We start from the raw sequence: 24,779 nt of genomic DNA, 5'->3' as shown, positions 1-24,779 counted from the left end.
TTTTGATTTCGCCTGTACGCTTGGTATGCTTGAGCTGCACTAAGGATAAATAAGTAACATAGGAAAGTCACCATATGGAAAATAAACGGATACATTCACTCCCCCACTTTGCCAACATTAATCGCCGCAATATTATCACCAATAAATACACAACCGTTCCCAGCCTCGCAGTACTGTGTTTGGTAATGAGCGGGTGTGACGACCTTGGCCAACAAATAGACGCGCTTACTGGCGAGCAAGACAAACAAGTGCAAATACTGATTGAGCGCACAAAAGCCCAAATGGTGTTTGTTGAAGGCGGCAGTTTTATGATGGGCGATGGTGGAGGTCCTAATAACTTGCCTTGGACCATAGCCCGCGATAATAAACCCGCTCATAAGGTGACCCTTACCAGCTATTCGATGGGCGCTTATGAGGTAAGCTATGGCGATTTTGATTTACATACCGCAGTAAATGACCTACCAAAAACCGTGTGGGAAGAATGGGATAAAGATGAAATTTGGCGCGCCCCTGAATTCCCTGCTGGAGTAAGTTGGTATGGCGCAAAAAACTATTGTTTATGGCTGGCGAAACTCACACAACTCCCCTTTGATTTACCAACAGAAGCACAATGGGAATTTGCAGCACGAAACCGTGGCGAGAATATTCTTTTTGCCACAGATAACGGGCGGATAGAAGAAGGTCGGAATTATGAACTAAATACTGATTATGCGGAACCCTCCGGCACATACCCCGCTAACCCATTGGGATTTTATGACTTAAGTGGCAATATGATTGAATGGGTTAATGACTGGTGGGCTGAGGATTACTATCAAAACTCCCCAGAGCAGGATCCCAAAGGACCAAAAGAAGGCACAAAAAAGGTTATGCGAGGCGGAACTTTCATGGAGTCGCCACGTGGCAGCAATGTTTATACTCGGCAAGAGTCTAATGAACTGAACACTAGCTATAGGGACATCGGGTTTAGATGCGTACTAAATCAACCTACACCGCTAGATATGCAACCAAAGTAGCTAACTTTGGTTGCTATTACGCTGTTATGCAAGTGCTACAAATGGACTAATATTAAGCATCGCGACGGCAACCGAACCGGAGCGTGCTCGACTTGGTAGTTTGCGTCGCCATGCATCAAATTCATGCTGCTGAGCGCCTTCTAAAATACTATTAAGCTGAGATAATCCCTCTTCTCGGCTGCATTTTTCACCGCCCTCTCCCATATGCTGCAATACTTCGTCTAATTCCTCTGTGCAAAGAATATGCTTAAGTACAATAATAATCGCATTTTCACGTCGCTCATTTAAGCCGGACCAGCTGTATGCATCAGAGTCAATTAAATTCGCTAAATTTGGATTAGCAAGTAAATTTAGCATTGCTCCCTTAGCTTCAGGCACCGTAAATTTTAACATTTCGGGCTTTTGTAGAATATTATCCATCATATCTTTCGCGCGCTCATGGATTAAAACAGTTCCTCGCCACCATGTATCGACTTGACGAACACTAGAACCTACGAAATTAATAATTTCATCACCTGTTGCTATGTGCATAGATACTGCTTTGTATAATACTTTAAAAGCATCTTCTTGGATAAATTCAAGGTAATCATAATCATTATTTTTAAGCTGGTGATAAACAAATTGGGCAAGCGTGACAATTTCATCTACACCTATCTCACAGACTAATTCTCCACCAGCACCTACGCCCCAGATAAGTCCCAATTTCGCGCGAAGTATAAACCTTCCGTCTTCATAACCAATAAAACACCCGGCGTGTGCACCGGCGCCAAATGCGCCTTCTGCCTTTCCACCTAGTTTAGCTAAATCACAAAAACTAGATTTACCAGATTTTTCTGGGTTATCCCATTGCAAAGCACCTGTTAACTCACAGCCTGCGGATACCCCAGCAAATGCGCTCAGCTCGCCTTTTACAGGTTCAAACTTGCGATCGGCGCGGCTAAGTGCTTTTACTTGTTCAGGGGTTAATCCCTCAAGCATCATTTTACCTTGCTTTACTGTACAGCCTACATTTGCCGCCGCTTGTAATTTCGCTCCTGCATAGCCAAAAAGGGCAATGGTCGCATTTAATCGGATCGCGCCTAAGTTTATCTCACGCTCTTTGGTCGTATTTTTAAGTGGCATCATAAACTTAAATTCATACCCATTTTTATTAGGGTAGTAACCACTCATTGCAGCTTTTGCTTCACCGACTGCAAAATCGACTTTGGCATCAGCTTGAAATGAAAAGACACCATCCTTTGGGCTAAAGTTTGCAGCAATGCCTGCACCATGGGTATAGCGCATTAATCGCGCCTCTGCACTGGCATCAAAATAGTCGCTTTTTTCAAACCTTTTTATCTTTAGATCTTCATTTAGCTCCCTAGCCCATTCGCCCCATATGGTTGTATACGTGTCGACAAGCTTCTTATCATACTTAAAATTGACCTTTAGCTTGCTCAAATCATTTTTAAGCGCTTTGTTCAGTTTGCTACGGTCTAAGTTGCCATTCGCATCGCTAAAACGACGACCGTTTCGAATGTCCGTATCAATTTTATAGCGTCTAGTATGATTGGCGATTTTATCACTGCGCACATAGGTATACTTTCGGCCTTTAAAGCCAATGACTTCGGTAATTTTATTAGCGGTAGGGCCTGAAACAAGTGGTTTTAGGGTCTCGTTTAACGCCTTTTTTGCGTCAATTACTTTATCATCTTGCTTCGAGAGGTCTTGTTGTCCAGCCAGCGCTTGCTTTAGCTGCTCCATGGGAGGGTTAAGTACTTCCATTTCTTGCTCTAAAATATCGGCAAGTGACTGCGTGACCGCTATAAAGCTGTTATCTTCTGGAATATATATAAAATCAATAATTTCCTGTTGGTCTTCAGATTCTTCAACCGAAAAACTCACGGAGTGCGTCGCACCTCCGGCTTCAGCGGTTAATGTGTATTCCCCCGCCACAAGCGGTAGCGCCAACTCCCAATCATAACCTCTGTCTGGTATGTAGTTGCCATTCACTTGCTCCAATATGGCTGATTTTGAACCCGACGTTGGCCCTTTCCAGATTAGGTTAACGCTGTTGCTATTATAGAATTGTCCTTTAACTAGTACGTCAAAGCCGGTATTCACCCTGACTTTATCACCCGCTTTGGGAGGATTTTTTATAGTAAACTGAGGATGGTTGAAGCCATATATACGGCTTTCATTTGGTGTGCCAGTATACTGCTCGACAACACTCGCGGCAGTTTCTCCCGGCCCTAATACATGATTTGCAAAACGTCTTTTAGTGGCTTGGTTTTGCTCTAGTTTTACGATTTGCTTTGGATTAGGTTGACCAATAATGACAGATGGCGCAATAGTATCTATGGGTTGTGCTGTACTTTCTAGCTTAGTGGGTGTTTTTTGAATGCCAGCGTTACTCTTACCCATTGACGGGCGCGTTGTACCTGCTCCTTGGCTACTATTGAAGCCCACACCATCATTTTTTGAGTAATCGCTTGTAGCAGCATATTTAGCTGCGGCACCTAAATGTGCACCGTTTTGGCTTAACTCTCCCGCCCCACCCGAGAAGCCTTTACTGCCACCAGAACCGAACTGACCTTCCACTTTAGCCTCAAGCGCTGACTTTTTAATAAACGCAAAGATCTCCTTTATATTGCCTTGAGAAACCGTTTTGAGACGTTGTGCTTGGTTATTTGAAATAACAAGTAGTTGTCTATCGTCATGGTGATGAAGTCCACCATGCCAGTAACGAGCTTCTTTTGGGTCAATACGAATATAGTCGGTGTGATGGGGGTTAAGTGCTTTAAGAATGATGGTGGGCACTTTAGCCATCGGCAATCTGGTTGGTTGTGCCGAATTTTTTACGTCTGAATCTGACTGAAAAAGTGAATCATCGAATGTACCTTGCTGTGCGTCTTGCATAAGCGCAGGGCATTTGTCAAAAGGCTTCATGCCAATCCTTCCTTGTTTATTCCGGTTGTTCCTCATCAATGCAATTTGCTACTCATCAATGAGCGCGAGATATTATTCGGGGTAGATTTTATACTGATGGAGTCAGTTATTCAATCAAGGAAAAATTTTGCTATTTGCCTGTTCTAAATGATGAGAAGTTTTTAACGCCGTTAGCGCCCGATTAGCTCCCTCAAATTAAGGAAGTGTAAGACAAAATGGTATGACATATCATTGTCAAAAAGTCCCTGTAGAGTTTACTCTAGGTTACTCTAACACGCTCAAAAGTTAGTTGGTGCGGTAATATTTTCGCGTTGAACAGCACTTTGACAACAACGGGGCCAACTTAACCAAAGGCGATTAAAGGAGTTAGCATGACCAGTTATGTATCAGAAATAAAGGCGCTAAATCGCGGGCTAAGTGTTAAGCCTCCCATGACACATCCTGCTATTGATTCAAAAAAACACTACAAAAGCGAGTTAAAGTACTGGCAAACCCAGCTATTACATGTGCAACAAGCCTATTTTCATCAAGGGAAGCGCGCTATTTTAGTGTTTGAAGGCTGGGATGCGGCTGGTAAAGGAGGCGCTATTCGCCGCATGACAGAACAGCTCGATCCGCGCGGCGTTAAGGTCTACCCAATCGCAAAACCAACGCCTGAGGAACAAGGCCGGCATTACCTTTATCGGTTTCAAACTAAGCTACCTCCTCGGGGTACTATGACTATTTTTGACCGTTCATATTACGGCCGAGTGTTGGTAGAACGGGTTGAAGGGTTTGCTAGTGAGCAAGAGTGGCACCGCGCCTATCAAGAAATCAATGAATTTGAGCGTCTGCTAACAGATGATAACGTCCGCATTGTTAAGCTATTTTTACACATTAGCGAAGATGAACAGCTCAAGCGCTTTACAGAGCGTTTAAATAATCCGTATAAGCGCTGGAAACTAACGGAAGAAGATATTCGCAACCGCCAAAAGCGACAAGATTATGAGCAAGCAATTGATAATATGTTTGCTAAAACCGATACAAATTTAGCGGGATGGCATTTGATCCTCGCGGAACATAAATGGTATGCCCGCGTACAAGTGATGAAAACCATTGTCGAAGCACTAAGTAAGGGGGTTGATACTAGTCCCCCACCTATCGATAAAGCCGTTGTAAAACTGGCAAAATCTCAATTGGGTATTATTCAAAGGGAGGACTAATCCATGAATCGTCACGACTATCTTGCATCTTACTTTAATGAGCGTGAAGGCATTCACGTAAGCAATGAGTGCAGTAAATTCGACAAAATGAGACTCAGTCCATTTCGGTTCTTCCGTGGTAGTGCCGCGCTTATGTATAAGGACTTACTGGAGCAACAATTACAGTTACCTGAAGCGGCCACCAGCCTGCCACTCACCTACGTAATGGGCGATTGTCATACGGGCAATTTTGGCTTTCATAGTGAAGAAGGCAGCCACGGCGATACCCTAATTTTTGAACCTAATGACTTCGATGACGCCTGCGTCGGACACGCTGTATGGGACCTGTTTCGCTTTTTAGTGAGTTTACCGCTTACCCAACTAGAAGGTGGGCGTATTCAAGAGCAAGCTCAGGATATTAAAGACCGAAGTAAACCTTTGGTCAGTAAAGAGCTAGTTGCCCAAGCACAATTGGACTTTTTACACAGTTACCTAAAAGCCTGTCAGTTGTCGCTGGAGCATAAGGTCGATAGCAACACAGGCTTAACCGAATTTGATAATAATCATATACTGCATAAACGATGGCAAAAAGGGTTGCAAAGAATGGCGGGTGGCGCCGCGTTTACGATAAAAAGCACGCTCGCAAAGGAAATCGACCTCAGCATTAAGCCGCTACGTTTTCGCGAAGACAAACTGAAGTTTAAGCAACTTGACCCCGATTTAAAAGAAAACCTTATTCATCACTTCGCGCCCTATGTTGATGACGAAATTTTAGATTGTGTTGAGCGTATCGACCAAGGCACAGGCTCATTGCATCTGAGCAGATATTATTTGTTGGTTGGCCCAAACGTACAAAAGCCCACTAAAGATATTTTGCCGCTATGCCACATTGTGGAGGTAAAACAACAGCAACTCGCTTCGCCTCTTGCTTACTTTGCAAGTTTAAGCCCTGTGAATCGCTTAGATCCCGCACACTTAACCGTCAACAGTCAAAGAAAAATGCAGCGCCGTACCGATCTCATTTTAGATAATGCACTGTGGCAAGGCAGTCACTGGCTGGTACGCTCGCGCCATCATGCTCGCGTTGGTATAGACCCAGAAGACATCACCATCGGTAAACGTGCAGCGACTAAGTCGGGCTTTAGCCAATATGCAGAGGCTTGCGGTGAAGCACTTGCCCTTTCACATATGCGAGCAGATAGACGCTCCTTACAATTTCAAGAGGATGCCGTAGCCATTTTGCCTAGTCTCATCGATGAATTGGTCAAATCGGCCAGTCATTACAGCGAGCAAGTCGTAGCCGATTGGCGTTGGTTTTGCGAGCAATCCCAGAGCTAAGCTGTTACACACTCAACTTGCTTTTGCTTTGGAATGTCTACAATCAGACCATCCTCTGCAATGATGAGTGCATTGCTAAAGTGCAACTTGGCCTCTTCAATAAGAGGCTGCAGCATGCCCTCGCCATGATAGCGCACGCTAAAATGAGTGAGCGCGAGCATCGGCACTTGATGTAATTGTGCAAATTGAGCGATGCGCTTGGCATCGCTATGTCCTGTATGAAAACCTACTTTATGAAGATCAGCAGCGGTAAAGGTAGCTTCATGAACAAGCAAATCGACCCCTTTTATCATCTGCGATAGCAAGCCGGGCTTTTCGTTATCACCACAAATTATTACAACTCGAGGTTGCCAACTATAAAAACTGTAGTCATCTGAGGTTAAAAGTCGGCCTTGGTATTCTACGTCTTGACCCTTTTGCAACAGGTTGTAGTGGCCGCCAGACGCAATGCCATCTTGCTGAAGTTTATCTATTTTTAACTTGCGAGGAATACATTTTTCCGTGAGCTTATAGCCAACACTGGGCACTCTGTGTTGTAGCGCTATGGTTTCGATATCGCAACATTCAAGCTGTAGCTTATCGTTTATTTCTTCAAGGGCGATGGTGATTAAGTCAAAACTTAGTCTCACCTCTGTCAGTGTAAAACAGCTTTGCACAAACTGAATAACGGCCCTCGGCGCAATTAATTTTAGCGGCGCTTTGCGAGAGTTTAATGCCATGGATGAAATGAGTCCGGGTAATCCATAGCAATGATCCCCATGAAGATGGGTAATACAAATCGCTTCGAGATGATATAGGGTTAACTCACTGTGCAGCAGCGCATGCTGGGTTGCTTCGGCGCAGTCAATTAGTACCCAGGCTTTGGTATTTTCAAAGCTTACTGCCGCTGCCGACATATTACGTTGTTTAGATGGGCTACCTGAAGAAGTGCCAAGAAAATGTACTTTCACGCCAAAACCGTTTACTTTTTAAGTGGGTATACCATTGTAACGAATAAATAACGTATTAGCGAAGCGCGCGTGCTCGCCTTGCAACGTAATCTCTAAGGAGAAGATGATGAATTTGATACCTTCGGACAGCATGATCTTAGTGATCGATATTCAAGAAAAATTTCGTCCTCATATTGAGGTATTTGGCGATATCGAGCGCCAAGTAACCACCCTACTACAAGCTGCAGAACATTTGACTGTTCCCGCACTGATTTTTGAGCAATATCCCAAAGGGCTTGGCCATACAGCACCGAGTTTACTTGAATTTAATCTCCCGGTTATCGAAAAAACCGCGTTTAGTGCCTACCACGTTGAATCATGCAAACAAGCTATTCAAGAATATAAACGCGACACCATCGTCGTGGTTGGCCTCGAAAGTCATATCTGTGTACAACAAACCGTCAATGACCTGCTGGCGGACAATTTCAACGTTGTAATAGTTGCCGATGGTATTTGCTCACGCAATCCAAAACACACTGATTGGGCGCTAATGCAGATGCAAGCAGATGGCGCACGCTTTTTGGCTTTAGAGTCTATTTTATTTCAGTGGCTAAAATCAGCCAAAAATGAGCAATTTAAGGCAATTTCAGCGTTAGTTAAGTGATCGGCTATCACAGTGAAAGCGTATTCCAAGTATCGAGGTGAACAATGAAAAATGAATTAGATAGCAAGTTCTTGTTAACGGTGTTCGAGCATATTCAAAAGCACGGTGAAGTAACCGAAGAAGGTAAACGCTATGAGGGCATAGTGGCCTATTCAGATCCAGATGGTTACACCATATACCTGCAAGGCAGTGGCGTGTTACTGCGCTCTGGGTTTCATAATACTTATCACTTGGATTATGAACAAGATAAGCACAAAGACGATTTTATTAAGAAGCTAGATTACATTTTTAAAGAGGCGAATGAGTAGCTTATATCCAAATACCAACCGAGGACGTCGCGTTAGACGTCCCCACCCTGAAAGCAAACAAACCCGCGCATATGTAAGTAAGGTCGTCGAAGCGCTCAGGGAAAATCCAAGTAAACTCAAGATAATCAAACAGAACTGCGATGAATTTCGCCAGCAACGCTTTTTAAAACGTGGCTTTTTGCTCGCCATTGAGCGCTTTGATTGGGTGTTTGCGGTGGACGATGATGTAGAGCGAATTTGCCAGCAGATCCTCGCCGACGACTACATAGGAAAACGCCTACGCCGCTACCCTTTATTGTTTAAGGGTGTGTTAGATGATTAACCTCGTTTGGCTCAAACGTGACTTAAGAGTGTCCGACCATAGACCACTTTACGAAGCGTGTAATAATGGCAGACCAACCCTGATATTGTATGTTATCGAACCTGAATACTGGCAGCTCCCCGATACCAGCGAAAGACAATTTCAATTTTTGAAGGAGTCGCTGCTAAGCCTTGCAGAGCAGCTGCAGCTTTTAGGTGGCACGCTGACGATTCGCCAGGGTGATATCATTGAAATACTTGAAAAGATCCATCAGCACATCGCGATCGCAACCCTTTATTGCCATCAAGAAACGGGGAATACATGGACATTTGAGCGCGATTTGCGTGTTATTGCCTGGTGCAAAGAACGACACGTATCGTATGAAGAATATCGCCAACAAGCCGTATTTAGGGGAAAAATTAATCGTGATAAGTGGCAACAGCAAGCCGAGGACTGGCTGCAAAGCGACTGCCTACCAACGCCTTCAAAAATCAATCCACTGCTGCAACAGCATAGTGGTATTGCACTTTTAAATGACTACCCTGGGAATGACAGCAACTCAGCCCCAAAGCCACAATTAGGTGGACTCAAAGCCGCGCAGCAAACCTTGAATAGCTTTTTTAATCATAGGATAGACAACTATTTATTTGGTATCTCAAGCCCGGTAAAAGCCGTAACCAGTAGCTCCAGACTCAGTCCGTATTTGGCCTATGGCGTGCTAAGCCTCAGGGATGTGTTACAACAAACTCTTGAATTAAATGTTGACTCAAAACGCAATAAGAGCGGTTTCTTATCACGGCTTTACTGGCATAGCCACTTTGTGCAAAAGCTCGAATCAGAACCGCTTTATGCTGAGCGCGCTGTGCATGCATCCTTAATTGATATGCGTGCGAGTGAATTTAATACGCAACGTTATGAACTTTGGGCTCACGGCAACACGGGCGTCCCCTTTATTGATGCCTGTATGCGAATGCTGATCGCCACAGGCTGGATAAACTTTCGCATGCGCGCAATGTTGATGGCGTTTTCAAGCTATCATCTATGGCTTGATTGGAAACAACCAGCAGCAAGACTTGCCACTCTATTTATAGATTATGAACCTGGGATCCACTATCCTCAGGTACAAATGCAGTCAGGCACTACTGGGATAAATCCGTTTCGCATCTATAACCCCATAACGCAGGGGCTAAAATATGATCCAGAAGGCCAATTTATTCGCCGCTACATTCCTGAGCTTAATCACGTTCCAACGCATTACTTGCATACACCTTGGTTTTATACCAGCTTAAAAGAAGACCAATATCAGCGCCCTGCTATATTACCCGATGACGCAGCAAAAATTGCCCGTGAAAAAATCTCCGCATTTTATAAGCAACATCTAGATAAAGATGAAACAGGCAGAGTGCTTCATACTCACGCTTCAAGGCGTCGCTCAAGTCGTGGACGCAAAAAACAAGCAAGTTCTGATAAAAATCAGCTTAAGCTATTCTAACTGATCCGTTTTTGCACAATGTTCCGCCTTTCACCCTAAAAAGAGGACAAATAGCCGCTTAAGCATGATCTCATGTAAAAAAAATGCTAAGGTTGCGCCATTTTTTGGAACTGAGAATTTAGCTATGTCAAATGCTGTAGAGACGCAAGCTGATAGTCAGGACCAACAGGGGCAAAAAGGGGGATTATTCAATCGCTTCTTGGCAACTGTTGAGTTCTTAGGGAATATGCTTCCCCACCCTATTACTTTGTTTGCAATGTTTTGTATCGCCATCGTGGTATTTAGTGGTATTGCCGATTGGATGGGGCTATCTGCCATCGATCCTCGCCCAGAAGGCTCCGCAGGTCGCGACCCCGACGGTGTCATTGAAGTCGTAAGCTTAATGAGTGCAGAGGGTTTGCAACGCATTGTGACTGGTCTTGTGACTAACTTTACTGGCTTTGCACCACTTGGCACCGTACTTGTTGCATTACTAGGGGTTAGTGTTGCAGAACACTCAGGCATGCTATCAGCTGCAATGCGCGGCATGGTAATGGGCGCTTCAAAACGCCTTGTTACGTTCATGGTTGTATTTGCTGCTATCTTGTCTAACACCGCATCAGAACTTGGCTACGTTGTACTTATTCCGCTTGCCGCAATGATTTTCCATAGCCTCGGTAGACATCCGCTTGCCGGTTTAGCCGCTGCATTTGCTGGCGTATCTGGTGGCTACAGCGCAAACCTATTGCTTGGCACAATCGATCCGCTATTAGCTGGTATTACGACGCCTGCTGCGCAGATGATTGACCCAACTTACCAAGTAGGACCTGAAGCGAACTGGTACTTCATGATGATTTCAGTATTCCTAATTGCCATCGTGGGAACCTTAGTCACTGAGAAAATCGTAGAGCCACGTTTAGGGAAATACGACCCTAAAGAAGCCAGCGTTGATTTAAGTGAAAACAATATCGAGAAGCTTTCTGCAAAAGAAAAATCAGGCCTCAAATGGGCGGGCGTATCACTACTCGTAGTAAGCATTTTACTTGCCTTAACCATAGTGCCAGAAGATGGCATTTTACGTCATCCGGTAACAGGCGAGGTAGCGGGCTCACCATTTTTAAAAGGGATCGTGGTATTTATCTTTGTTACTTTTGCTATTCCGGGTTTTGTGTACGGCCGTGTGGTTGGCACCATGAAAAATGACCGCGACATTATTGATGCAATGAGTAAAAGCATGAGCTCTATGGGCATGTATATCGTGTTGGTATTCTTTGCCGCTCAGTTTGTTGCATTCTTTAAGTGGACAAACCTAGGTACAATCCTTGCAATAAATGGCGCAGCACTATTGCAGGCGCTAAACCTAACTGGCCCTGAAGTATTCGTACTGTTTATATTCATGTGTGCACTAGTTAACCTAAGCCTTGGTTCATCATCAGCTCAATGGGCTGTCACGGCACCGATATTCGTTCCAATGCTTATGCTTATCGGCTATGCGCCGGAAACCATTCAAGCAGCGTACCGTATTGGAGATTCAGTTACTAACCTTATCACTCCCATGATGAGCTACTTTGGTTTGATATTAGCGGTTGCGACGAAATACAAAAAAGACATGGGTATAGGTACATTAGTAGCAACTATGTTGCCGTACAGCATGTTCTTCTTTATAGGCTGGGTAGCACTATTCTACGTGTGGGTATTTGGCTTTGGTCTACCAGTTGGACCTAACTCTCCTATCTACTACAATCCGTAGCTAATACTTTAAAATTATCTAAATGCCAGCATTTGCTGGCATTTTTATTTGTGAAAACCTCAACCCTCACCTAAGGTTGAATAGGAGACAGCGAAGAAGGAGCCGATTTTGGATACCAATAACATTGCAATTATTACATTGGTATTAAACTAACTTCACGTGATCACTGTTATTTTATGCCCTGTTCCTGAGTGATACACGTGACCTAACATTAGGTGAATTATGTATACACTCTTTTACTATCCACAAAGTGCGAGCCTTGCGCCTCATATTTTATTAGAACTCATTGGTGAGCCTTATCAACTTGAACTGGTGGATATCAAAAAAAACGCCAACCGTAGTGCACAATACTTAAAACTAAGCCCTGCCGGACAAGTACCAGCCCTCGTTGACGACGACTTTACCTTATTTGAAAGCGCTGCAATTTCTCAGTACCTTGCTGAAAAGCACATCGACAAGCAGCTTATCCCAACTGAGCTAAAACTAAAATCACAGTGCCTGCAATGGATGCATTTTATGAGCGCTTCTATTCACAGCGACTTATTGATGTATACCTACCCAGAACGACACACCCAAAGTGCTTTAATGTATGACGACCTTATTCGCTCGCAGCAAGGTCGATTAGAAGAAGGGTTTGGTATTATTGATACCTTACTTGCAGACAATCATTACCTGTTTGCAAATCAATTTACGCTGTGCGACAGCTATTTGTTTATGCTTTGTGAGCGTGCGAAGACATTTTTAGAAAAAACGCCTTCGCTTAAGAATTTACGCCGCTATTATCGCCAAATTTCGGCAACACCTGCTATTAGCAAAGCTTTAGAAATGGCTGAGTTTTAGCCTGAACGATTAACGTTAATAAGTACAATACCGGTCAGCACAGCAATCACACCCACGACTTTTTGCAGGTTAATAGGCGTATAAGGTACACCAAAGAGACCAAGCTGACCGATCACCATAGCTACCACCATTTGACCACACAAGTAATAAGCCATTAGGTTACCTATACCCATTTTAGGAATTAAAAAATAACAGAGTCCCACCCCTGTTGCACTTAGCACCCCACCTAAACACCACAAGTACCAAGGCACCGCTTTTAGCTCTGAGGTTGCTGGCAGCACGTTATCAGATACCCGAAAGGCAATAAAGGCGTAGAATGCGCTGACGGTAAACGCCACTCCAGCTGCCAATATCGGACTTTTTAATAAACCGCTAAGCTGTGCATTCATGCTTGCCTGCACCGCGATTGCACCACCTGCAAAAACGGCTAATATGGCAAAAATCATCGTCACACCTCAATATGCAGCAAGTCTCTCGATTTCCTTACTTTGCTTGTATTCGCGTTCACATCCGTGCTGTCACGAATGCCAATTGGCGCAATTAATACCGTGCGTAAATTTAAGGATGACAGACCCAAGATGTCATCGTAGGCAACCTTATCGATACCGGTCATTGGGCAAACATCAATTTCCATACTGGCGGCTACCAGTAGTAATGTACCGAGGGCCAAGTGAGCCTGCTCAGAACACCAGCTATATTGAGACTCAAAGTCCATGGTGTGTAGCGCGTCTTTCATACCCAATTCCATCTGCGCATAGACAAGCTCATCAAGGTTTCGATTCGCCTTAAAGTCTTGAATGTAGCGCTCTACTTGGCTATCTAAAGGTGACATATCCGCAGCAAAAACTAATAGATGGCTATTATCAAGCACTTTTTGTTGCCCATACGAATGCGGTAGCAATGCTTTTTTCATCGATAGCTTGGATATTTGAATAATCTTATAAGGCTGTAAGCCAAATGCTGAAGCACTCAACCCCGTCAGTTCGATTAACTTATCTACTTTGTCCTGAGCAATGGTTTGCTCAGAAAATTTGCGGACGGCGTAGCGCCAATTCAATAACGATTCTAGTTGTGATGTATTCATAAGTTGTTCTCCATTATGTGTGAGGCAACTTTAACAAGGTGAAGAGCTTGGCTCATTTACCTATGTAAACGAACCTGAATTTTTTAACGATTTTCTTATTCGGCTTAACTGTGTAGGAGTGATCCCAAGATGGGACGCTAAATGGTATTGTGGTACACGCTCAGCAAGTTCTGGCTGCTCTTTTAAAAATGCGAGATAGCGCTCCGTGGCATCTAACTGCACCATATAAAGCTCTCGCTTATCCTTTTCTAACAACCAGTTCTTTTCAAGATACAGTATTTGAAATCGCATTAATTCCGGATTATCCATTAATAGTGCTCTAAACTGCTTGAAATTGATTAGGACTACCTGTGATGTTTCAAGCGCTTGGATCCCTTGATTGGCGGGCTCTTGGCGATGTAGAGCATGCATCACACCAGGAAACTCCCCCGCCACAAAAAAACGCTTATTGTATTCCTGCCCAGCAGTATTGGTGTTTACTAATCTAACTAACCCTTGATGTAAAAATGCAAAAGTAGTCAGATACGCTCCTTCTTTGTAAAGCCACTCATCTTTCGCAAGTAGTTTGATGCTGGTGATCGCAGCAATAGCGGACCAGGTGTCTTGAGAAAGCGGGTAATAGGCGTCTACTGCTTGTTTTAATCTTGTTAGTGCATCCATGAGTTATAGCTTTATGATATTATTCGGATTAACTATTCCTATTTGCAGTGTCTATGTCAATCTCTAGCCATTACCAAGCACAAATTGAATGTGGAAATCTTACTCCTGATGCAGCGCAGCAAGCTGCAATTTCAGCTTTAGATGCCCTTTCTCGTTCACTCGCTAGTGGTCACTCGAATAAAGGCATCTATTTCTATGGCCCTGTCGGGCGTGGCAAGACAATGCTGATGGATTGGTTTTATGAATTCACTGACGTCACAGACAAAACTCGCCTACACTTTCATCACTTTATGCAACAGGTGCATAAAGAGCTCAATCAAATTCAAGGTGTGAGAGATCCTTTAAAGCGCATCGCCCAAAATTGGGCAGAGCAAACATCGTTATTGTGTTTTGATGAATTTTTTGTCACCGATATTGGCGATGCCATTATTATGGCGAGATTGTTTGAAGCCCTTTTTGAAGATGGCGTGACCTTAGTTGCAACCTCCAATTGCCACCCAACCGAGTTATACAAAGATGGACTACATAGAGACCGTTTTGAGCCAACAATTGCGCTGCTTATAAGTCACTGCGATGTCATATCTGTATGTGGTGAGACGGACCATCGATTTAGCAAAGGTACAACGGCAAACCACTACTTCGTCAACGATAAACAAGCATTTTGGAACGCCTTTACTAATGTAGGTGGCATATTCAAACCGGGCATCCTTGAAATTAATCATCGTCTAATTAACGTGCTTGGCGCAAATGAAAGTGTAGCATGTTTTGATTTTATGGAGATCTGCTCAAGCCCTCGCGCAATCAATGACTATATTGAGCTTGCAGATCAATTTAGCTGTATTTTCATCTCAGAGTTACCGCTACTGGGTGTTACTCCAGAGAATAAAGATGTAGCGCAAGGAACTGAGGAAGGCTATATCCGCCCAAATAACTCAACGCAACCTAGGATTGGCGACGATGAGGCCAGACGCCTGATTGCGCTTATCGATGAATGTTACGAAGCCAAAGTACCGGTTGTTTTTTTGGCCGCTGCGCCCATATCGCAAATCTACCAAGGTGAGCAACTGGCATTTGCTTTCGCTCGCTGCATTAGTCGAGTGACAGAAATGCAAAGTTGGTCTCTTAGCGCCTACTGAGCTTACAATTTTTATAATTGTATAAATTACAAACGAGTGCTAACCTGCTGCAAATAATAATAAAAAGTATGTTTCTATGAAAAAGTTTCCCTTGTCAGAGAGTACTGGCGACAGTGACTAATCAACAAAAACAAGCTCAGCCCTTTATTCCTGACTCTTTTATGCCACCAACGAGGGTTAGCACATCCCATTTTTCTTTTACCGTGCTCAATGAGAAAATTGCGATAGTAGATTATGAGCTGGTGATGGCTAATCAAGTACGCTTGCAAGGCATATTTGGTCCGAATTCAGACTGGCCGAAAGCTACTATGACTTATGAGGAAAACATTGCGAGTTTAGCCACCCACAAGGAAGAATTTATGTCGCGAGCGGCATTTGCCTATGCGGTTTACACCAGACACAGTGAAAAGTATATCGGTTGTGTCTATATCGATCCGCCACAATCTTCAGATTTTGATTGTGATGTCTATCTATGGATAGGAGCAGAAGATATCACATTGGATAACCTAGTCTATCAAACAATTACTCATTGGTTAAAAACGGCATGGCCATTTTCTAAACTTGCATTTCCCGGTCGAAACGTTGCATTCAATACAGAGTAAAAAACAATAATTTAAGGAAAATCATAATGAAAGTTCGATATGCACTGCTGCCACTCATGCTGGTTTCAAGTCTTTGCTCCGCAGAAGCACTGAGCAACAAGGTTAACGCTTACTTCGAGGCACAAAAAGCCGTTGAACACCAATATTCAAAAGAGTCTGATGTTACTCACCTACTTACGCTTTTAACGCCAGATGCCTCATTCGAGCACCCTCGCTTTAATGCCGTATTGTCAAAAGAAGAGTATAAGAAAGGCTTACTCAGCTATCTAGGCCAATACGGAAAATGCGATATCGAAGTCACAAACATCATTGAAGGCCTTAATGCGGTGACCGTTGAGTATCTACATCCTTGCGTTGATCAGCAAGGTAACACGGATGAAAAAGAAAATAAGCAAAAGCTTATGACAGTGTTTGAGTTTAGCGGCGAAAAAATAAAGCGTATTCGCCACTATTTTTAAGTGGCAATAAATACTCAAAAAATAGACCACATCGATTACCTAAGTGGCCTATTTACGCATTTTGATTATCACTCACCAAGTAATTTAGTTAGCCGCTCTTTACGAGCAACAAAGACATCGTAGCCACCATCACCCTTCGATGACAATGCCAGCGCTTTGTTTACTTGCTGTAAAGATGCTTGGTATTGTTTGTCGGTTTCATAGCCATATGCTAAGCCGTTGTAGGCATCTGCATTATTTGGATAGCGTGAAACGCCAAACTTAAACAACTTAATTGCTTCTTTCACGTTACCCATGCTTACGTGGTAATAGCCAAGCTCTCTGATCACTGCTTCCTGTGGCTCAAAAACCTCGCCATATTGAGCAGACAGTTGTTGATAATACTTAGTAATAGAGCTCAATTCACCGGTATACGCACGAGCAGGCATTTGAGTTGGCAAAAACAGCTTTTGATACGCGCTAAACATACCAGCTGCAGACACAAGTCCATGAGGAACATTGTCGTAAGCCTCACTGAAAAAGCGCAAATCATGTGGTTGATTTGCTGCTAGAAAGCGTGCCATATCATCGTATCTTTCGCGCATCACGCCACCTTCCTCACCAATTGTGATATATAGAAAGTTATTTAGCTGCTTCGTTTTGGAAATAAATGCTTTGGTACTCTTTGCTGTCGCGCCAAAGTTCCACCATACCGCTGGGCTATAAGCAATATGCGCTTGAAATAGCTCAGGCTTTGCCTGCAAAGCATAAAGCGCAAAAGTACCCGCTGCAGATGCACCTGCAATGACTTTAAAATCATGAGTGCGATAGGTCTGGTTCACATAAGGAATAAGTTCAGTCTCGATAAACTCTAAAAACTTAGGTGCCCCGCCGCCAATATCCATAGGTCCTGCAGGCTCTTTATTCTTAGTTGGATAAAGATCTCTTAACCTGTCTGTATTTTCGATTGCAACAATAATAACTTCAGGTGCGGCAGAAACGTTTGCTCCTTGCAAACGCTCAAGTACAGCGGTCATCAACGGAAGGTTGCCTTTACCATCAAGGCGATAAATCACAGGGTATTTTTTATTGGGGTTGGTGTGATAATTTTTGGGTAGTTGAATTGTAAAAGTTCTCTTTTCATCAAGTACTTTTGACATCAAGGTTTTTGTTTGTTGCTCATATTCTTGCTTTGTCTTTTCTTCGGACTCTGCCATCGCAGCTACCGAAAAGAAAGCCGCTAAAGTCACAGCAAACAAGCACTGAACTGCCTTACCAATTCTCATTATTATTATTCCATTTAGTTGATTTCACTAACAAAGCTAGCATAATGGTTCAGGAATTGATAGCACCCCATGTCCCTCTTGTTGCTAGCTTACTTTTTAGATAGTCAGCGCATACACTTAAACGGAGAAATACAGCAAGGCGGCAATCACAAAGAAAACAACAATAACGCTGCTGCAGTTACCATTTCTGCCACTTCCTTTTAAGATTTGGCCTAAAAAGCGTTCACTTACGCGATGGTTACTTAACTAAACCATCGACGTTTTTATCCAATACACTATAAATGGCTTTCATGGCGGGATCGACACCATTGAAGTAGCTTGCAGAGTCCGGCAATACCGGCATATGTGGAGCAATCCAAATACGGTGGTCTTCTGCGCGAGAAGTTTGGTGAAACTGCGACGAAACGAGTCCAAACACCCCACTGAACGGTAAACGGAACCTTCCAGCTTCACCAATATGATTTGGCCGAGAACCACTTGGCTCTCCAACCAATATGGCATTGGTAAAGCTATCAATATTGGTCAAGAGGTTTTGCGCTGCAGAAAAGGTATTACGTCCCATCACTACAAATAACTTGCCTTCTGGCTTTGCCGCTTCAAAATAAATAAGTGCCTTTAGTAATGGTGGTAAGATGGAGCCATTGCCACCACTATTATGTCGTAAATCCAGCACCAAGTGATTTACTTCACCGTCTTTTATTGTCTCTATCAACTCCGCACTAAATTGCGCTAGCGACTGCGTTTTCATCTGTGCAACGGCATTAAATTGCACGTACAAAACCTCATTGCTTTTATCCACTTCGTACCAATAAGGTTTATTGACGTTTTGCAGATATTGTGGGCTTTTTTGATGATTTTCTGGCAAAGTCGGAAAGCCGCGAAACTCGAATGATTGGCCACTAAGGCGAATGGTCTTTTGCGCGCTCTGCGCATTTTCTACCGTGATAGACACTTCATTTGACGCATCGATCAACTCTAGTCCAGCGAGTACTTCGGGCATGGCGAGATAATAAGGCGCAAGCCAAAGCTGCTGCATTTCATTATCTCGCGGATTAATCTCGGCAACTTTCGCCATTGCATCTGCGGTTGGTGTTTTCGCAAAGGCTGTGACTTTATAGCCGATTAAATCACTAAACTCAGCTTCAGCATCAACAATGTAAAGGCCATCGGTAAAGGCATAAAACTGCACTGGCAAACGAGTGAAATTCCCTTTTTCTCCGAAGGTCGGCACGATAAAGTTATGCCCGTTACCAAGCGCGCCTATCATTTGCATCATACCGAAGACAATTTGCTGATCAGTTAACTTGGGTATATCTGAGCGCAAATTATTTGCCAACGTAATTAAATCCAGGTTGTTACTTGCCTGTTCGTTAACATGCAACCGCTTAATTTCTGAGAGTAAGAAATCTAAATCTGCATTCCACTGCTGATCCCGAGTGAGCGAAGTGTCTTTATAGTTACCTGTAAGACGCTGAAATTGCATATTATCTTTGATGGAGTCGAAAACGCCTTTATTTGCTAAGCTACTGCGTTCGTCGTACCGCGCTGACAAAGACTTACTCAGCCACTGATTAGCTTCATCCACTTTACCTAGTGCAGCATACGCGCCTGCAATCTTTATCATAATGTCATTTGAGGGGCGCGAACCGGTAGGAATATTGGTTAGGTTTACACCCAGTGACAACGCCTTTTTCAGCGCAATGATAGCTTGCTCATAATGCGCTAATTGTATTTGCGTTAATCCCAATAGATACCAAGTGTCTCCGTCATCTTGATACGACTTAGTAAGCTTTTGCAGTTGTGGTAACGCCTGCTGCCAATTTTTGCTACGTACCAACGCTAGTGCGTTGATCCGTGTATTTAGGTAATCCACTGGGGATTTAACATCTAGTTGCTGTGCAACATGCACTTGTTCGCTCGTTGATGTCAGCACCCGAATAGGTTCAGCCTTTGCAGGCTGCGCGATAAACAAACTACTAAAAGTCAGGTAAGTGGCCACATGAGTGAGAAAACTTGAATACATCATCTTTATCCTTGTTATCGATTTAACTCCAGATTACCTATAACGACTTTATATAGCGTGCAATATCAGGATTTTGTACTTCTAGGACTTTTAAAAAACACTCAGAATTAAGCATAAGCAATTGTTTAATATACTTATATTAATTTTGAAAATTGACTTGGAGTGTAACCCGTTTGCTTTTTAAAAACACTGTTAAACGAGGATTTTGAGTTAAACCCAGCATTCATTGCGAGCGCTAACAAGTTGGGCGTTGTTTGCTTTTCGCACTGTAGTTGCTGTTTTACCTCATCGACCCGCAGGCTATTGATATACTCATTAAAGTTGTAACCACCACAAGTATTGATGGCCCAAGAGATATCCTTTACCCCAAGTCCAATAACCTCAGCAACGTCGTGAATAGTCAGGCGTGGCTGTCGATATAAATAGTGCTGCATAATCGTGTTATGAATTGCATTGAATATCTCGGTTGGATCTTCTGACTGTTTGTCCACCTCATTGAACGTTATTTCTTGGGCTTGCGTTATAGAATCTTCGAGGTGTGGTTGATTGTGTACTTTGACAACTAGGTAAAGATTAATTGCAAGTAACCAAACTAAGTCAATAAAATACCAGAGTGCTTTAGTGCTGATGTCGTTGTATGTTTGCATATTGAGTCTAACCAAATCCACCAGAGCAAAGATCACAAACAAGACAACCGTTGTTCTTATCCATTGTAAATCGCACGTGTTGACGTCCGCTCTGATCTCCGCGGATGCTTGCTGGTAAAAGCCAACAAGTTGCACCGTAAAAGCAAAATAAATCAACTGACTGACAGTGCCAAACGCAATCACAAGCTGGGTGTATTCAGTAAATGGAAGCGCCAGCAAAACAGGTAAGAAATGTACTAATCTTCGCTCTTGCTTATCCCGATTAGCATGCAGTAGATTTTTAAACAGAAAATAGACTAAAGGCCCAGTAGCTAGGGTAAATACAGGCGTGATAAGTAAATAGCTTCTAGCCCCTAACGCTTCTTCAGCAAAATTGGTTGTCATCAGCACACATTGACATAACAAATAGATGACGAGCATTCTTGCGCGTGGTTGATTGGCAAAAATTAACATTGCGAGGAGATAAGCCCCAAGAGAGGCGAGTTGGATTACATTAACTGGAACAATGTGAAATGACTGAAGCACAAGCCGTATTTTTATAATTATTTTTCGCTATTGTACGCCACATTGGCTAAAAACAACAACGCCAGCGTGCTAGCTGGCGTTGTAAATAAAGCAAAAAAACAATTTTACTTCTTCTTTTGCTGCTTACGTACATTTGCAATACGAGAGCGGTTTTTTAATCTTGCTTCTGCACTTGCTTGATTCGAAGGCTTATTCACCCGCGCCTTACGACGTTGATGCGCGGGTTTCTTCTGGATAGTTTCAACCAGTCTTTCACGATTTGCCACTTCGTAGCCCGGCAGATAATAGCGTGAAATTTGCTGCTCAATTAACTGTTCAATATGAATAAGGTCAGATTCTTCTTCGCGGCTTACAAAGGTGATCGCATAACCAAACTGACCTGCACGACCAGTTCTTCCGATGCGGTGAACATAATCTTCGGCAAGATAAGGCACATCGTAGTTAACCACGCGTGGCAGGCCAACGATATCCAATCCGCGAGCTGCGACTTCGGTTGCAACCATAACGCGTACTTTGCCTTCGGTGAACTCTCTTAAAGCGCGACGACGAGCGCCTTGAGTTTTGTCGCCATGACATACATTTGCATCTATACCATCAAGCTTTAACTCTTCAACTAGCTTGTCCGCGGTTTCTTTCATATTGACGAACACCAGCACTTGTTGCCAGTTTTTGGTCCCGATCAGCTCAGATAGTAACTCGCGCTTACGTTCTTCTTTAACTGGATAAACAACGTGGCGAACCGTGTCGGCTGTACTATTTTCTGGCGTCGCTTGGATTAACTTAGGGTGTTCCAACACTTGTTTCGCGAACTGCTTCATTGCCGACGGGAAAGTTGCAGAAAACAACAATAGCTGCTTTTGCTTATCCACCAGCTCAATGATTTTTTGCATGTCGGTGATAAAGCCCATATCTAACATGCGGTCAGCTTCATCTAACACTAAGTGTTTAACGTTACTTAACGTGACATTACCTAGGCGGATATGATCTAACAAGCGTCCAGGGGTTGCCACTAAAATATCCACGCCCTGCTTTAAGCGCTCAGCCTGGCCATTGGCGTTAACTCCGCCAAACAGTGCCTGCACTTTTAAGTCTGTGTACTTAGCAAATGTCGCACAGTTGTTGGCGATTTGCTCGGCAAGCTCACGCGTTGGCGCCAAAATCAACGCTCTTGGCGTCGACTGTGCTTCAGCCTCAAGCAATTTTTGGATGATAGGTAATGCAAAAGCTGCGGTTTTCCCTGTTCCAGTTTGCGCTGTTGCGAGCACATCACTACCTTGACGGACAGCTGGGATAGCCGCCTGTTGAATTGGCGTTAATGTATGAAAATTGATGTCTTGCAGCGCATCTAAAAGAGGCTGTGCGAAACTAAATGAAGAAAACGTTGCCATAATAACCTACGACCGAGTCAAAAACGGTCGCAGATTATAAATGACAAACCGACTTTTAACAAAACTTAAGCAAGGTTTCGTCAATTAATTTTGGTGTCGAGCCAACAAATTCACTTTCTTTTAACTGAGAAAGGAGTTCAATCCCCTCTTTTTGCTGTGCTGGCGACAGTGGCACATAAGGCAATCTAAATACCGGTTTGACTGCGCCAGTCATAATCAAAGCTGAATTGATAGCAATTGGATTTGGTTCGCAAAAGAGCCAGTTCATTAACGGTTGCAAAGACTGGTTAAGCGCTTGGTTAGGCGTGTCCATCAATTGCCTGAATAAGCCCGGAATGATGTTTGAAGCAACAGAAATAACGCCATGAGATTGGCTGTTATGACGGCTATCGTGGGCTTGATCATCGTTACCAGACCAACACGCAATGCCTTTCGCTTCATAGTGTGCGATACGCTCATCACCCGCACATTCTTTCATACCAACAAAATGCTTGTGGCTGGCCAGCGGCTCAATGATATCGGGCGTAATGTCTTGTCCCGTTCTGCCAGGCACGTTGTAAATAAAGCCAGGACCGATTTCCAAGACTTCTTTCAGGTGAGCCTTCACACCCGTAATTGAGGTTTTGCCATAATACGGATTTATTTGTAGTGCACAGTGCATACCTGATGCAAACCCATATTCAGTCGCTTTTTTTGCTTCTCTGGTGTTATTGCTGCCAGTGTTACCAACAATCAGCAGTTTATCGCCAAACTTATTCGCAGAATGGGCAATGAGCATTAAGTGCTCTTCCCAATTCATCAGTTGGCCTTCACCTGTGGTGCCACCGACAACAATACCATCGACACCGCCGGCGATTTGCGCTTCGACTAGCTTGTCGTAAGTATCTAAGTCAATTTCACCCGCCATTGTGTAAGGGGTTTTAATAGCGGTAATTAAGCTTGCTTTTTTTATTGATTGGATCTGATGCATGGTCTTTCTATTACTCTTCCAGTTGACAGCCATTTTTACCATAAATCTGACTGAGATCCGACCCATAAACCTGAGTAAATCGGTTAAATCTAACGAAATTTAACTTTAGTGCTTGTTATTTGCGTAAAGATCCAGCAAAATCAAAAATACTGTATATTTATCCAGTTTAATTTTATGGGACTGACACATTTTCTAAATACGCACTTTTATACCACTTTGGAGCTGAGCAGCAGCTTAAAGATACCTGAAGAACAGCTCTTAGAATGGCAACAAATGAGCCTATTCCCAAATCCGAGTTATAGTATTCAAAATCAAATTAAGTGTAGTTCGTACTTTGGCCTGTACGAATGTGAAGAATATACTGATTTTTATGCCCGAGGCCTACTCAATTGGGGGCAACTTTTACTTAAACATAAAGTAGATCAATCAAGTAGTGCATTTGAGTTATTTCAACAGCGTTACTGTGAAGCACTTACGAAATGTATTGAAAAAGGCTTTTACACCGAAGATCCAAGCTTTAGTGATGACCTTACAGAGCATGTACAGCAAGTTTGGCAACAGTTTTTATGTGGCAAGTATGGGGTGATCAGCCAAAATGGTCTCGTAGAGGAAGCACTTTATATTGACCTAGGCCGCGCGATTATCGACGACATTACAGAAGCAAGAACCGCCAGCAGCATTGCCCCAGAGCAACGTATTCAAGTACACAGCGCCATGAAGCTACTAAACAAAGCATTGGCAGCCAATACTCAAGCTGAGCAAACAGAATCGCTACGCACTCGATACATTGACCAATTGATTAGTAAGTACGACTTATCAATCAAATAATCTGCAGTCTGGCGCACAACCGCTTCGCCAGACAATCTATGCGTATTTATATTTGCTGTTCTATGTGCGCACGAATTATCTCAAATGCTTTTAAGACCTTTAACTGATCTTTACATAAGCTGTCGTACCAAGCATCGAACAGTTCATCATCTTGCTCACTGAGCGTTTGATACTGTGCCAGTAGTGTCACTATGTCACTATGTGTGCAAGAGAGTGTGTCTAATTCTTGCTGTAACGCGCTGTCATCGCTGCTGTGAAGCTTAGCCAAAATTGAGTTATCTAACTCAGCATGTTTATCCATAATAAATGCTCTATATCTGTATTGCGTTAGCGAACAAAGTACTTTCGCGAACGTACTAGGTTTTAATTATTTGCTAGACCTCTTTCATTTAGTGAAGGTTATTAACCGTTAAGCCAGCCTCAATTGGATCTCACTCTTTTATCTCATATCTATCAAACCAACAGGCTTA

24 protein-coding genes are annotated in these 24,779 nt (G+C 43.3%); 13 read left to right on the top strand and 11 right to left on the bottom strand.

Annotated elements, in window-relative coordinates:
* Nucleotides 1–74: 74 nt before the first annotated feature.
* Nucleotides 75–1,013, top strand: coding sequence for an SUMF1/EgtB/PvdO family nonheme iron enzyme (locus MHN32_RS05450; RefSeq protein WP_206471969.1), 939 nt, complete (start codon nucleotides 75–77; stop codon nucleotides 1,011–1,013).
* A 24-nt stretch (nucleotides 1,014–1,037) separates the two neighbouring features.
* Here the strand turns inward: MHN32_RS05450 and MHN32_RS05445 are convergent, their stop codons facing one another.
* Nucleotides 1,038–3,941: a hypothetical protein gene (locus MHN32_RS05445; RefSeq protein ID WP_239421131.1), complete on the bottom strand. Its 2,904-nt coding sequence runs from the start codon at nucleotides 3,939–3,941 to the stop codon at nucleotides 1,038–1,040.
* Between the two features lie 371 nt (nucleotides 3,942–4,312).
* Between MHN32_RS05445 and MHN32_RS05440 the strand changes: the two genes are divergently transcribed.
* Both MHN32_RS05440 and MHN32_RS05435 read left to right on the top strand, forming a co-directional pair.
* Nucleotides 4,313–5,143 carry a polyphosphate kinase gene (locus MHN32_RS05440; RefSeq protein WP_206471963.1) on the top strand — a complete coding sequence of 277 codons (831 nt, stop codon included), beginning with the start codon at nucleotides 4,313–4,315 and terminating at the stop codon, nucleotides 5,141–5,143.
* Between the two features lie 3 nt (nucleotides 5,144–5,146).
* Nucleotides 5,147–6,460, top strand: coding sequence for a DUF2252 family protein (locus MHN32_RS05435; RefSeq protein ID WP_206471962.1), 1,314 nt, complete (start codon nucleotides 5,147–5,149; stop codon nucleotides 6,458–6,460).
* On the opposite strand, the gene MHN32_RS05430 is transcribed toward MHN32_RS05435, so the two are convergent.
* Nucleotides 6,457–7,410, bottom strand: a complete 954-nt coding sequence (locus tag MHN32_RS05430) for a ribonuclease Z (protein WP_211865637.1) — start codon at nucleotides 7,408–7,410, stop codon at nucleotides 6,457–6,459. The two genes, MHN32_RS05435 and MHN32_RS05430, sit on opposite strands and share 4 nt — an antisense overlap.
* Before the next feature lie 103 nt (nucleotides 7,411–7,513).
* Between MHN32_RS05430 and MHN32_RS05425 the strand changes: the two genes are divergently transcribed.
* The 6 genes from MHN32_RS05425 to MHN32_RS05400 all read left to right on the top strand — a co-directional run bounded on the left by MHN32_RS05425 (nucleotide 7,514) and on the right by MHN32_RS05400 (nucleotide 12,723).
* Nucleotides 7,514–8,053 carry an isochorismatase family protein gene (locus tag MHN32_RS05425; RefSeq protein ID WP_226899315.1) on the top strand — a complete coding sequence of 180 codons (540 nt, stop codon included), beginning with the start codon at nucleotides 7,514–7,516 and terminating at the stop codon, nucleotides 8,051–8,053.
* A gap of 44 nt (nucleotides 8,054–8,097) precedes the next feature.
* The gene (locus MHN32_RS05420) at nucleotides 8,098–8,361 is read left to right on the top strand and encodes a DUF3081 family protein (RefSeq protein WP_010373027.1); all 264 of its coding nucleotides are present in this window, start codon (nucleotides 8,098–8,100) and stop codon (nucleotides 8,359–8,361) included.
* Entirely contained in the window at nucleotides 8,354–8,683 is a 330-nt protein-coding gene (locus MHN32_RS05415) for a hypothetical protein (protein ID WP_211865639.1), read from the top strand. The genes MHN32_RS05420 and MHN32_RS05415 overlap by 8 nt, the downstream gene beginning before the upstream one ends.
* Complete coding sequence (locus MHN32_RS05410; protein WP_206471959.1) at nucleotides 8,676–10,154, top strand: deoxyribodipyrimidine photo-lyase; 1,479 nt, start codon at nucleotides 8,676–8,678, stop codon at nucleotides 10,152–10,154. Before MHN32_RS05415 ends, MHN32_RS05410 begins: the two co-directional genes overlap by 8 nt.
* 124 nt (nucleotides 10,155–10,278) lie before the next feature.
* The gene (locus tag MHN32_RS05405; protein ID WP_029215800.1) at nucleotides 10,279–11,883 is read left to right on the top strand and encodes an AbgT family transporter; all 1,605 of its coding nucleotides are present in this window, start codon (nucleotides 10,279–10,281) and stop codon (nucleotides 11,881–11,883) included.
* Nucleotides 11,884–12,105: 222 nt separating this feature from the next.
* On the top strand, nucleotides 12,106–12,723 hold the full coding sequence (locus MHN32_RS05400) for a glutathione S-transferase family protein (protein WP_211865647.1): 618 nt from the start codon (nucleotides 12,106–12,108) through the stop codon (nucleotides 12,721–12,723).
* Here MHN32_RS05400 and MHN32_RS05395 read toward each other — a convergent pair.
* Genes MHN32_RS05395 through MHN32_RS05385 form a run of 3 tightly spaced genes read right to left on the bottom strand, consistent with a single transcriptional unit; the run spans nucleotide 12,720 to nucleotide 14,467 of the window.
* Complete coding sequence (locus tag MHN32_RS05395; protein ID WP_239421130.1) at nucleotides 12,720–13,169, bottom strand: DMT family transporter; 450 nt, start codon at nucleotides 13,167–13,169, stop codon at nucleotides 12,720–12,722. The two genes, MHN32_RS05400 and MHN32_RS05395, sit on opposite strands and share 4 nt — an antisense overlap.
* 2 nt (nucleotides 13,170–13,171) lie before the next feature.
* Nucleotides 13,172–13,807, bottom strand: a complete 636-nt coding sequence (locus MHN32_RS05390; RefSeq protein ID WP_211865649.1) for a nitroreductase family protein — start codon at nucleotides 13,805–13,807, stop codon at nucleotides 13,172–13,174.
* Between the two features lie 60 nt (nucleotides 13,808–13,867).
* Nucleotides 13,868–14,467, bottom strand: coding sequence for a Crp/Fnr family transcriptional regulator (locus tag MHN32_RS05385; RefSeq protein ID WP_211865651.1), 600 nt, complete (start codon nucleotides 14,465–14,467; stop codon nucleotides 13,868–13,870).
* 53 nt (nucleotides 14,468–14,520) lie between these two features.
* On the opposite strand from MHN32_RS05385, the gene zapE reads away from it, so the two are divergent.
* The 3 genes from zapE to MHN32_RS05370 all read left to right on the top strand — a co-directional run bounded on the left by zapE (nucleotide 14,521) and on the right by MHN32_RS05370 (nucleotide 16,663).
* Nucleotides 14,521–15,603: a cell division protein ZapE gene (gene zapE / locus MHN32_RS05380; RefSeq protein WP_239421129.1), complete on the top strand. Its 1,083-nt coding sequence runs from the start codon at nucleotides 14,521–14,523 to the stop codon at nucleotides 15,601–15,603.
* Between the two features lie 113 nt (nucleotides 15,604–15,716).
* Nucleotides 15,717–16,205 carry a hypothetical protein gene (locus tag MHN32_RS05375; protein ID WP_174169251.1) on the top strand — a complete coding sequence of 163 codons (489 nt, stop codon included), beginning with the start codon at nucleotides 15,717–15,719 and terminating at the stop codon, nucleotides 16,203–16,205.
* A 26-nt stretch (nucleotides 16,206–16,231) separates the two neighbouring features.
* A complete protein-coding gene (locus MHN32_RS05370) occupies nucleotides 16,232–16,663 on the top strand; it encodes a nuclear transport factor 2 family protein (RefSeq protein WP_206471954.1) in 432 nt (143 codons plus the stop codon).
* A 68-nt stretch (nucleotides 16,664–16,731) separates the two neighbouring features.
* On the opposite strand, the gene MHN32_RS05365 is transcribed toward MHN32_RS05370, so the two are convergent.
* The 5 genes from MHN32_RS05365 to MHN32_RS05345 form a co-directional block, all read right to left on the bottom strand.
* Nucleotides 16,732–17,928 carry an alpha/beta hydrolase-fold protein gene (locus tag MHN32_RS05365; protein ID WP_206471953.1) on the bottom strand — a complete coding sequence of 399 codons (1,197 nt, stop codon included), beginning with the start codon at nucleotides 17,926–17,928 and terminating at the stop codon, nucleotides 16,732–16,734.
* A gap of 238 nt (nucleotides 17,929–18,166) precedes the next feature.
* Entirely contained in the window at nucleotides 18,167–19,954 is a 1,788-nt protein-coding gene (locus MHN32_RS05360; protein ID WP_227387899.1) for a CDC27 family protein, read from the bottom strand.
* Nucleotides 19,955–20,085: 131 nt separating this feature from the next.
* On the bottom strand, nucleotides 20,086–20,982 hold the full coding sequence (locus tag MHN32_RS05355; RefSeq protein ID WP_206471952.1) for a helix-turn-helix domain-containing protein: 897 nt from the start codon (nucleotides 20,980–20,982) through the stop codon (nucleotides 20,086–20,088).
* 245 nt (nucleotides 20,983–21,227) lie between these two features.
* Complete coding sequence (locus MHN32_RS05350) at nucleotides 21,228–22,511, bottom strand: DEAD/DEAH box helicase (RefSeq protein WP_010605367.1); 1,284 nt, start codon at nucleotides 22,509–22,511, stop codon at nucleotides 21,228–21,230.
* Nucleotides 22,512–22,566: 55 nt separating this feature from the next.
* On the bottom strand, nucleotides 22,567–23,481 hold the full coding sequence (locus MHN32_RS05345; RefSeq protein WP_239421128.1) for a dihydrodipicolinate synthase family protein: 915 nt from the start codon (nucleotides 23,479–23,481) through the stop codon (nucleotides 22,567–22,569).
* 174 nt (nucleotides 23,482–23,655) lie between these two features.
* On the opposite strand from MHN32_RS05345, the gene MHN32_RS05340 reads away from it, so the two are divergent.
* Nucleotides 23,656–24,309 (top strand): DUF6058 family natural product biosynthesis protein, encoded by a 654-nt coding sequence (locus MHN32_RS05340; protein WP_029215798.1) that lies wholly within the window; start codon nucleotides 23,656–23,658, stop codon nucleotides 24,307–24,309.
* A 46-nt stretch (nucleotides 24,310–24,355) separates the two neighbouring features.
* On the opposite strand, the gene MHN32_RS05335 is transcribed toward MHN32_RS05340, so the two are convergent.
* On the bottom strand, nucleotides 24,356–24,610 hold the full coding sequence (locus tag MHN32_RS05335; protein ID WP_010373062.1) for a hypothetical protein: 255 nt from the start codon (nucleotides 24,608–24,610) through the stop codon (nucleotides 24,356–24,358).
* Nucleotides 24,611–24,779: the final 169 nt, after the last annotated feature.

This window comes from Pseudoalteromonas sp. Of11M-6 (assembly GCF_022347905.1).
Taxonomy (GTDB): Bacteria; Pseudomonadota; Gammaproteobacteria; order Enterobacterales; family Alteromonadaceae; genus Pseudoalteromonas.
This window is presented reverse-complemented; position numbering and strand designations above follow the sequence as displayed.

Coding starts and splice junctions, on each gene's coding strand:
- MHN32_RS05450 (WP_206471969.1), top strand. CDS start 75: ATGGAAAATAAACGGATACATTCACTCCCCCACTTTGCCAACATTAAT.
- MHN32_RS05445 (WP_239421131.1), bottom strand. CDS start 3,941: ATGAAGCCTTTTGACAAATGCCCTGCGCTTATGCAAGACGCACAGCAA.
- MHN32_RS05440 (WP_206471963.1), top strand. CDS start 4,313: ATGACCAGTTATGTATCAGAAATAAAGGCGCTAAATCGCGGGCTAAGT.
- MHN32_RS05435 (WP_206471962.1), top strand. CDS start 5,147: ATGAATCGTCACGACTATCTTGCATCTTACTTTAATGAGCGTGAAGGC.
- MHN32_RS05425 (WP_226899315.1), top strand. CDS start 7,514: ATGATGAATTTGATACCTTCGGACAGCATGATCTTAGTGATCGATATT.
- MHN32_RS05420 (WP_010373027.1), top strand. CDS start 8,098: ATGAAAAATGAATTAGATAGCAAGTTCTTGTTAACGGTGTTCGAGCAT.
- MHN32_RS05415 (WP_211865639.1), top strand. CDS start 8,354: ATGAGTAGCTTATATCCAAATACCAACCGAGGACGTCGCGTTAGACGT.
- MHN32_RS05410 (WP_206471959.1), top strand. CDS start 8,676: ATGATTAACCTCGTTTGGCTCAAACGTGACTTAAGAGTGTCCGACCAT.
- MHN32_RS05405 (WP_029215800.1), top strand. CDS start 10,279: ATGTCAAATGCTGTAGAGACGCAAGCTGATAGTCAGGACCAACAGGGG.
- MHN32_RS05400 (WP_211865647.1), top strand. CDS start 12,106: ATGTATACACTCTTTTACTATCCACAAAGTGCGAGCCTTGCGCCTCAT.
- MHN32_RS05395 (WP_239421130.1), bottom strand. CDS start 13,169: ATGATTTTTGCCATATTAGCCGTTTTTGCAGGTGGTGCAATCGCGGTG.
- MHN32_RS05390 (WP_211865649.1), bottom strand. CDS start 13,807: ATGAATACATCACAACTAGAATCGTTATTGAATTGGCGCTACGCCGTC.
- MHN32_RS05385 (WP_211865651.1), bottom strand. CDS start 14,467: ATGGATGCACTAACAAGATTAAAACAAGCAGTAGACGCCTATTACCCG.
- zapE (WP_239421129.1), top strand. CDS start 14,521: ATGTCAATCTCTAGCCATTACCAAGCACAAATTGAATGTGGAAATCTT.
- MHN32_RS05370 (WP_206471954.1), top strand. CDS start 16,232: ATGAAAGTTCGATATGCACTGCTGCCACTCATGCTGGTTTCAAGTCTT.
- MHN32_RS05365 (WP_206471953.1), bottom strand. CDS start 17,928: ATGAGAATTGGTAAGGCAGTTCAGTGCTTGTTTGCTGTGACTTTAGCG.
- MHN32_RS05360 (WP_227387899.1), bottom strand. CDS start 19,954: ATGATGTATTCAAGTTTTCTCACTCATGTGGCCACTTACCTGACTTTT.
- MHN32_RS05355 (WP_206471952.1), bottom strand. CDS start 20,982: ATGACAACCAATTTTGCTGAAGAAGCGTTAGGGGCTAGAAGCTATTTA.
- MHN32_RS05350 (WP_010605367.1), bottom strand. CDS start 22,511: ATGGCAACGTTTTCTTCATTTAGTTTCGCACAGCCTCTTTTAGATGCG.
- MHN32_RS05345 (WP_239421128.1), bottom strand. CDS start 23,481: ATGCATCAGATCCAATCAATAAAAAAAGCAAGCTTAATTACCGCTATT.
- MHN32_RS05340 (WP_029215798.1), top strand. CDS start 23,656: ATGGGACTGACACATTTTCTAAATACGCACTTTTATACCACTTTGGAG.
- MHN32_RS05335 (WP_010373062.1), bottom strand. CDS start 24,610: ATGGATAAACATGCTGAGTTAGATAACTCAATTTTGGCTAAGCTTCAC.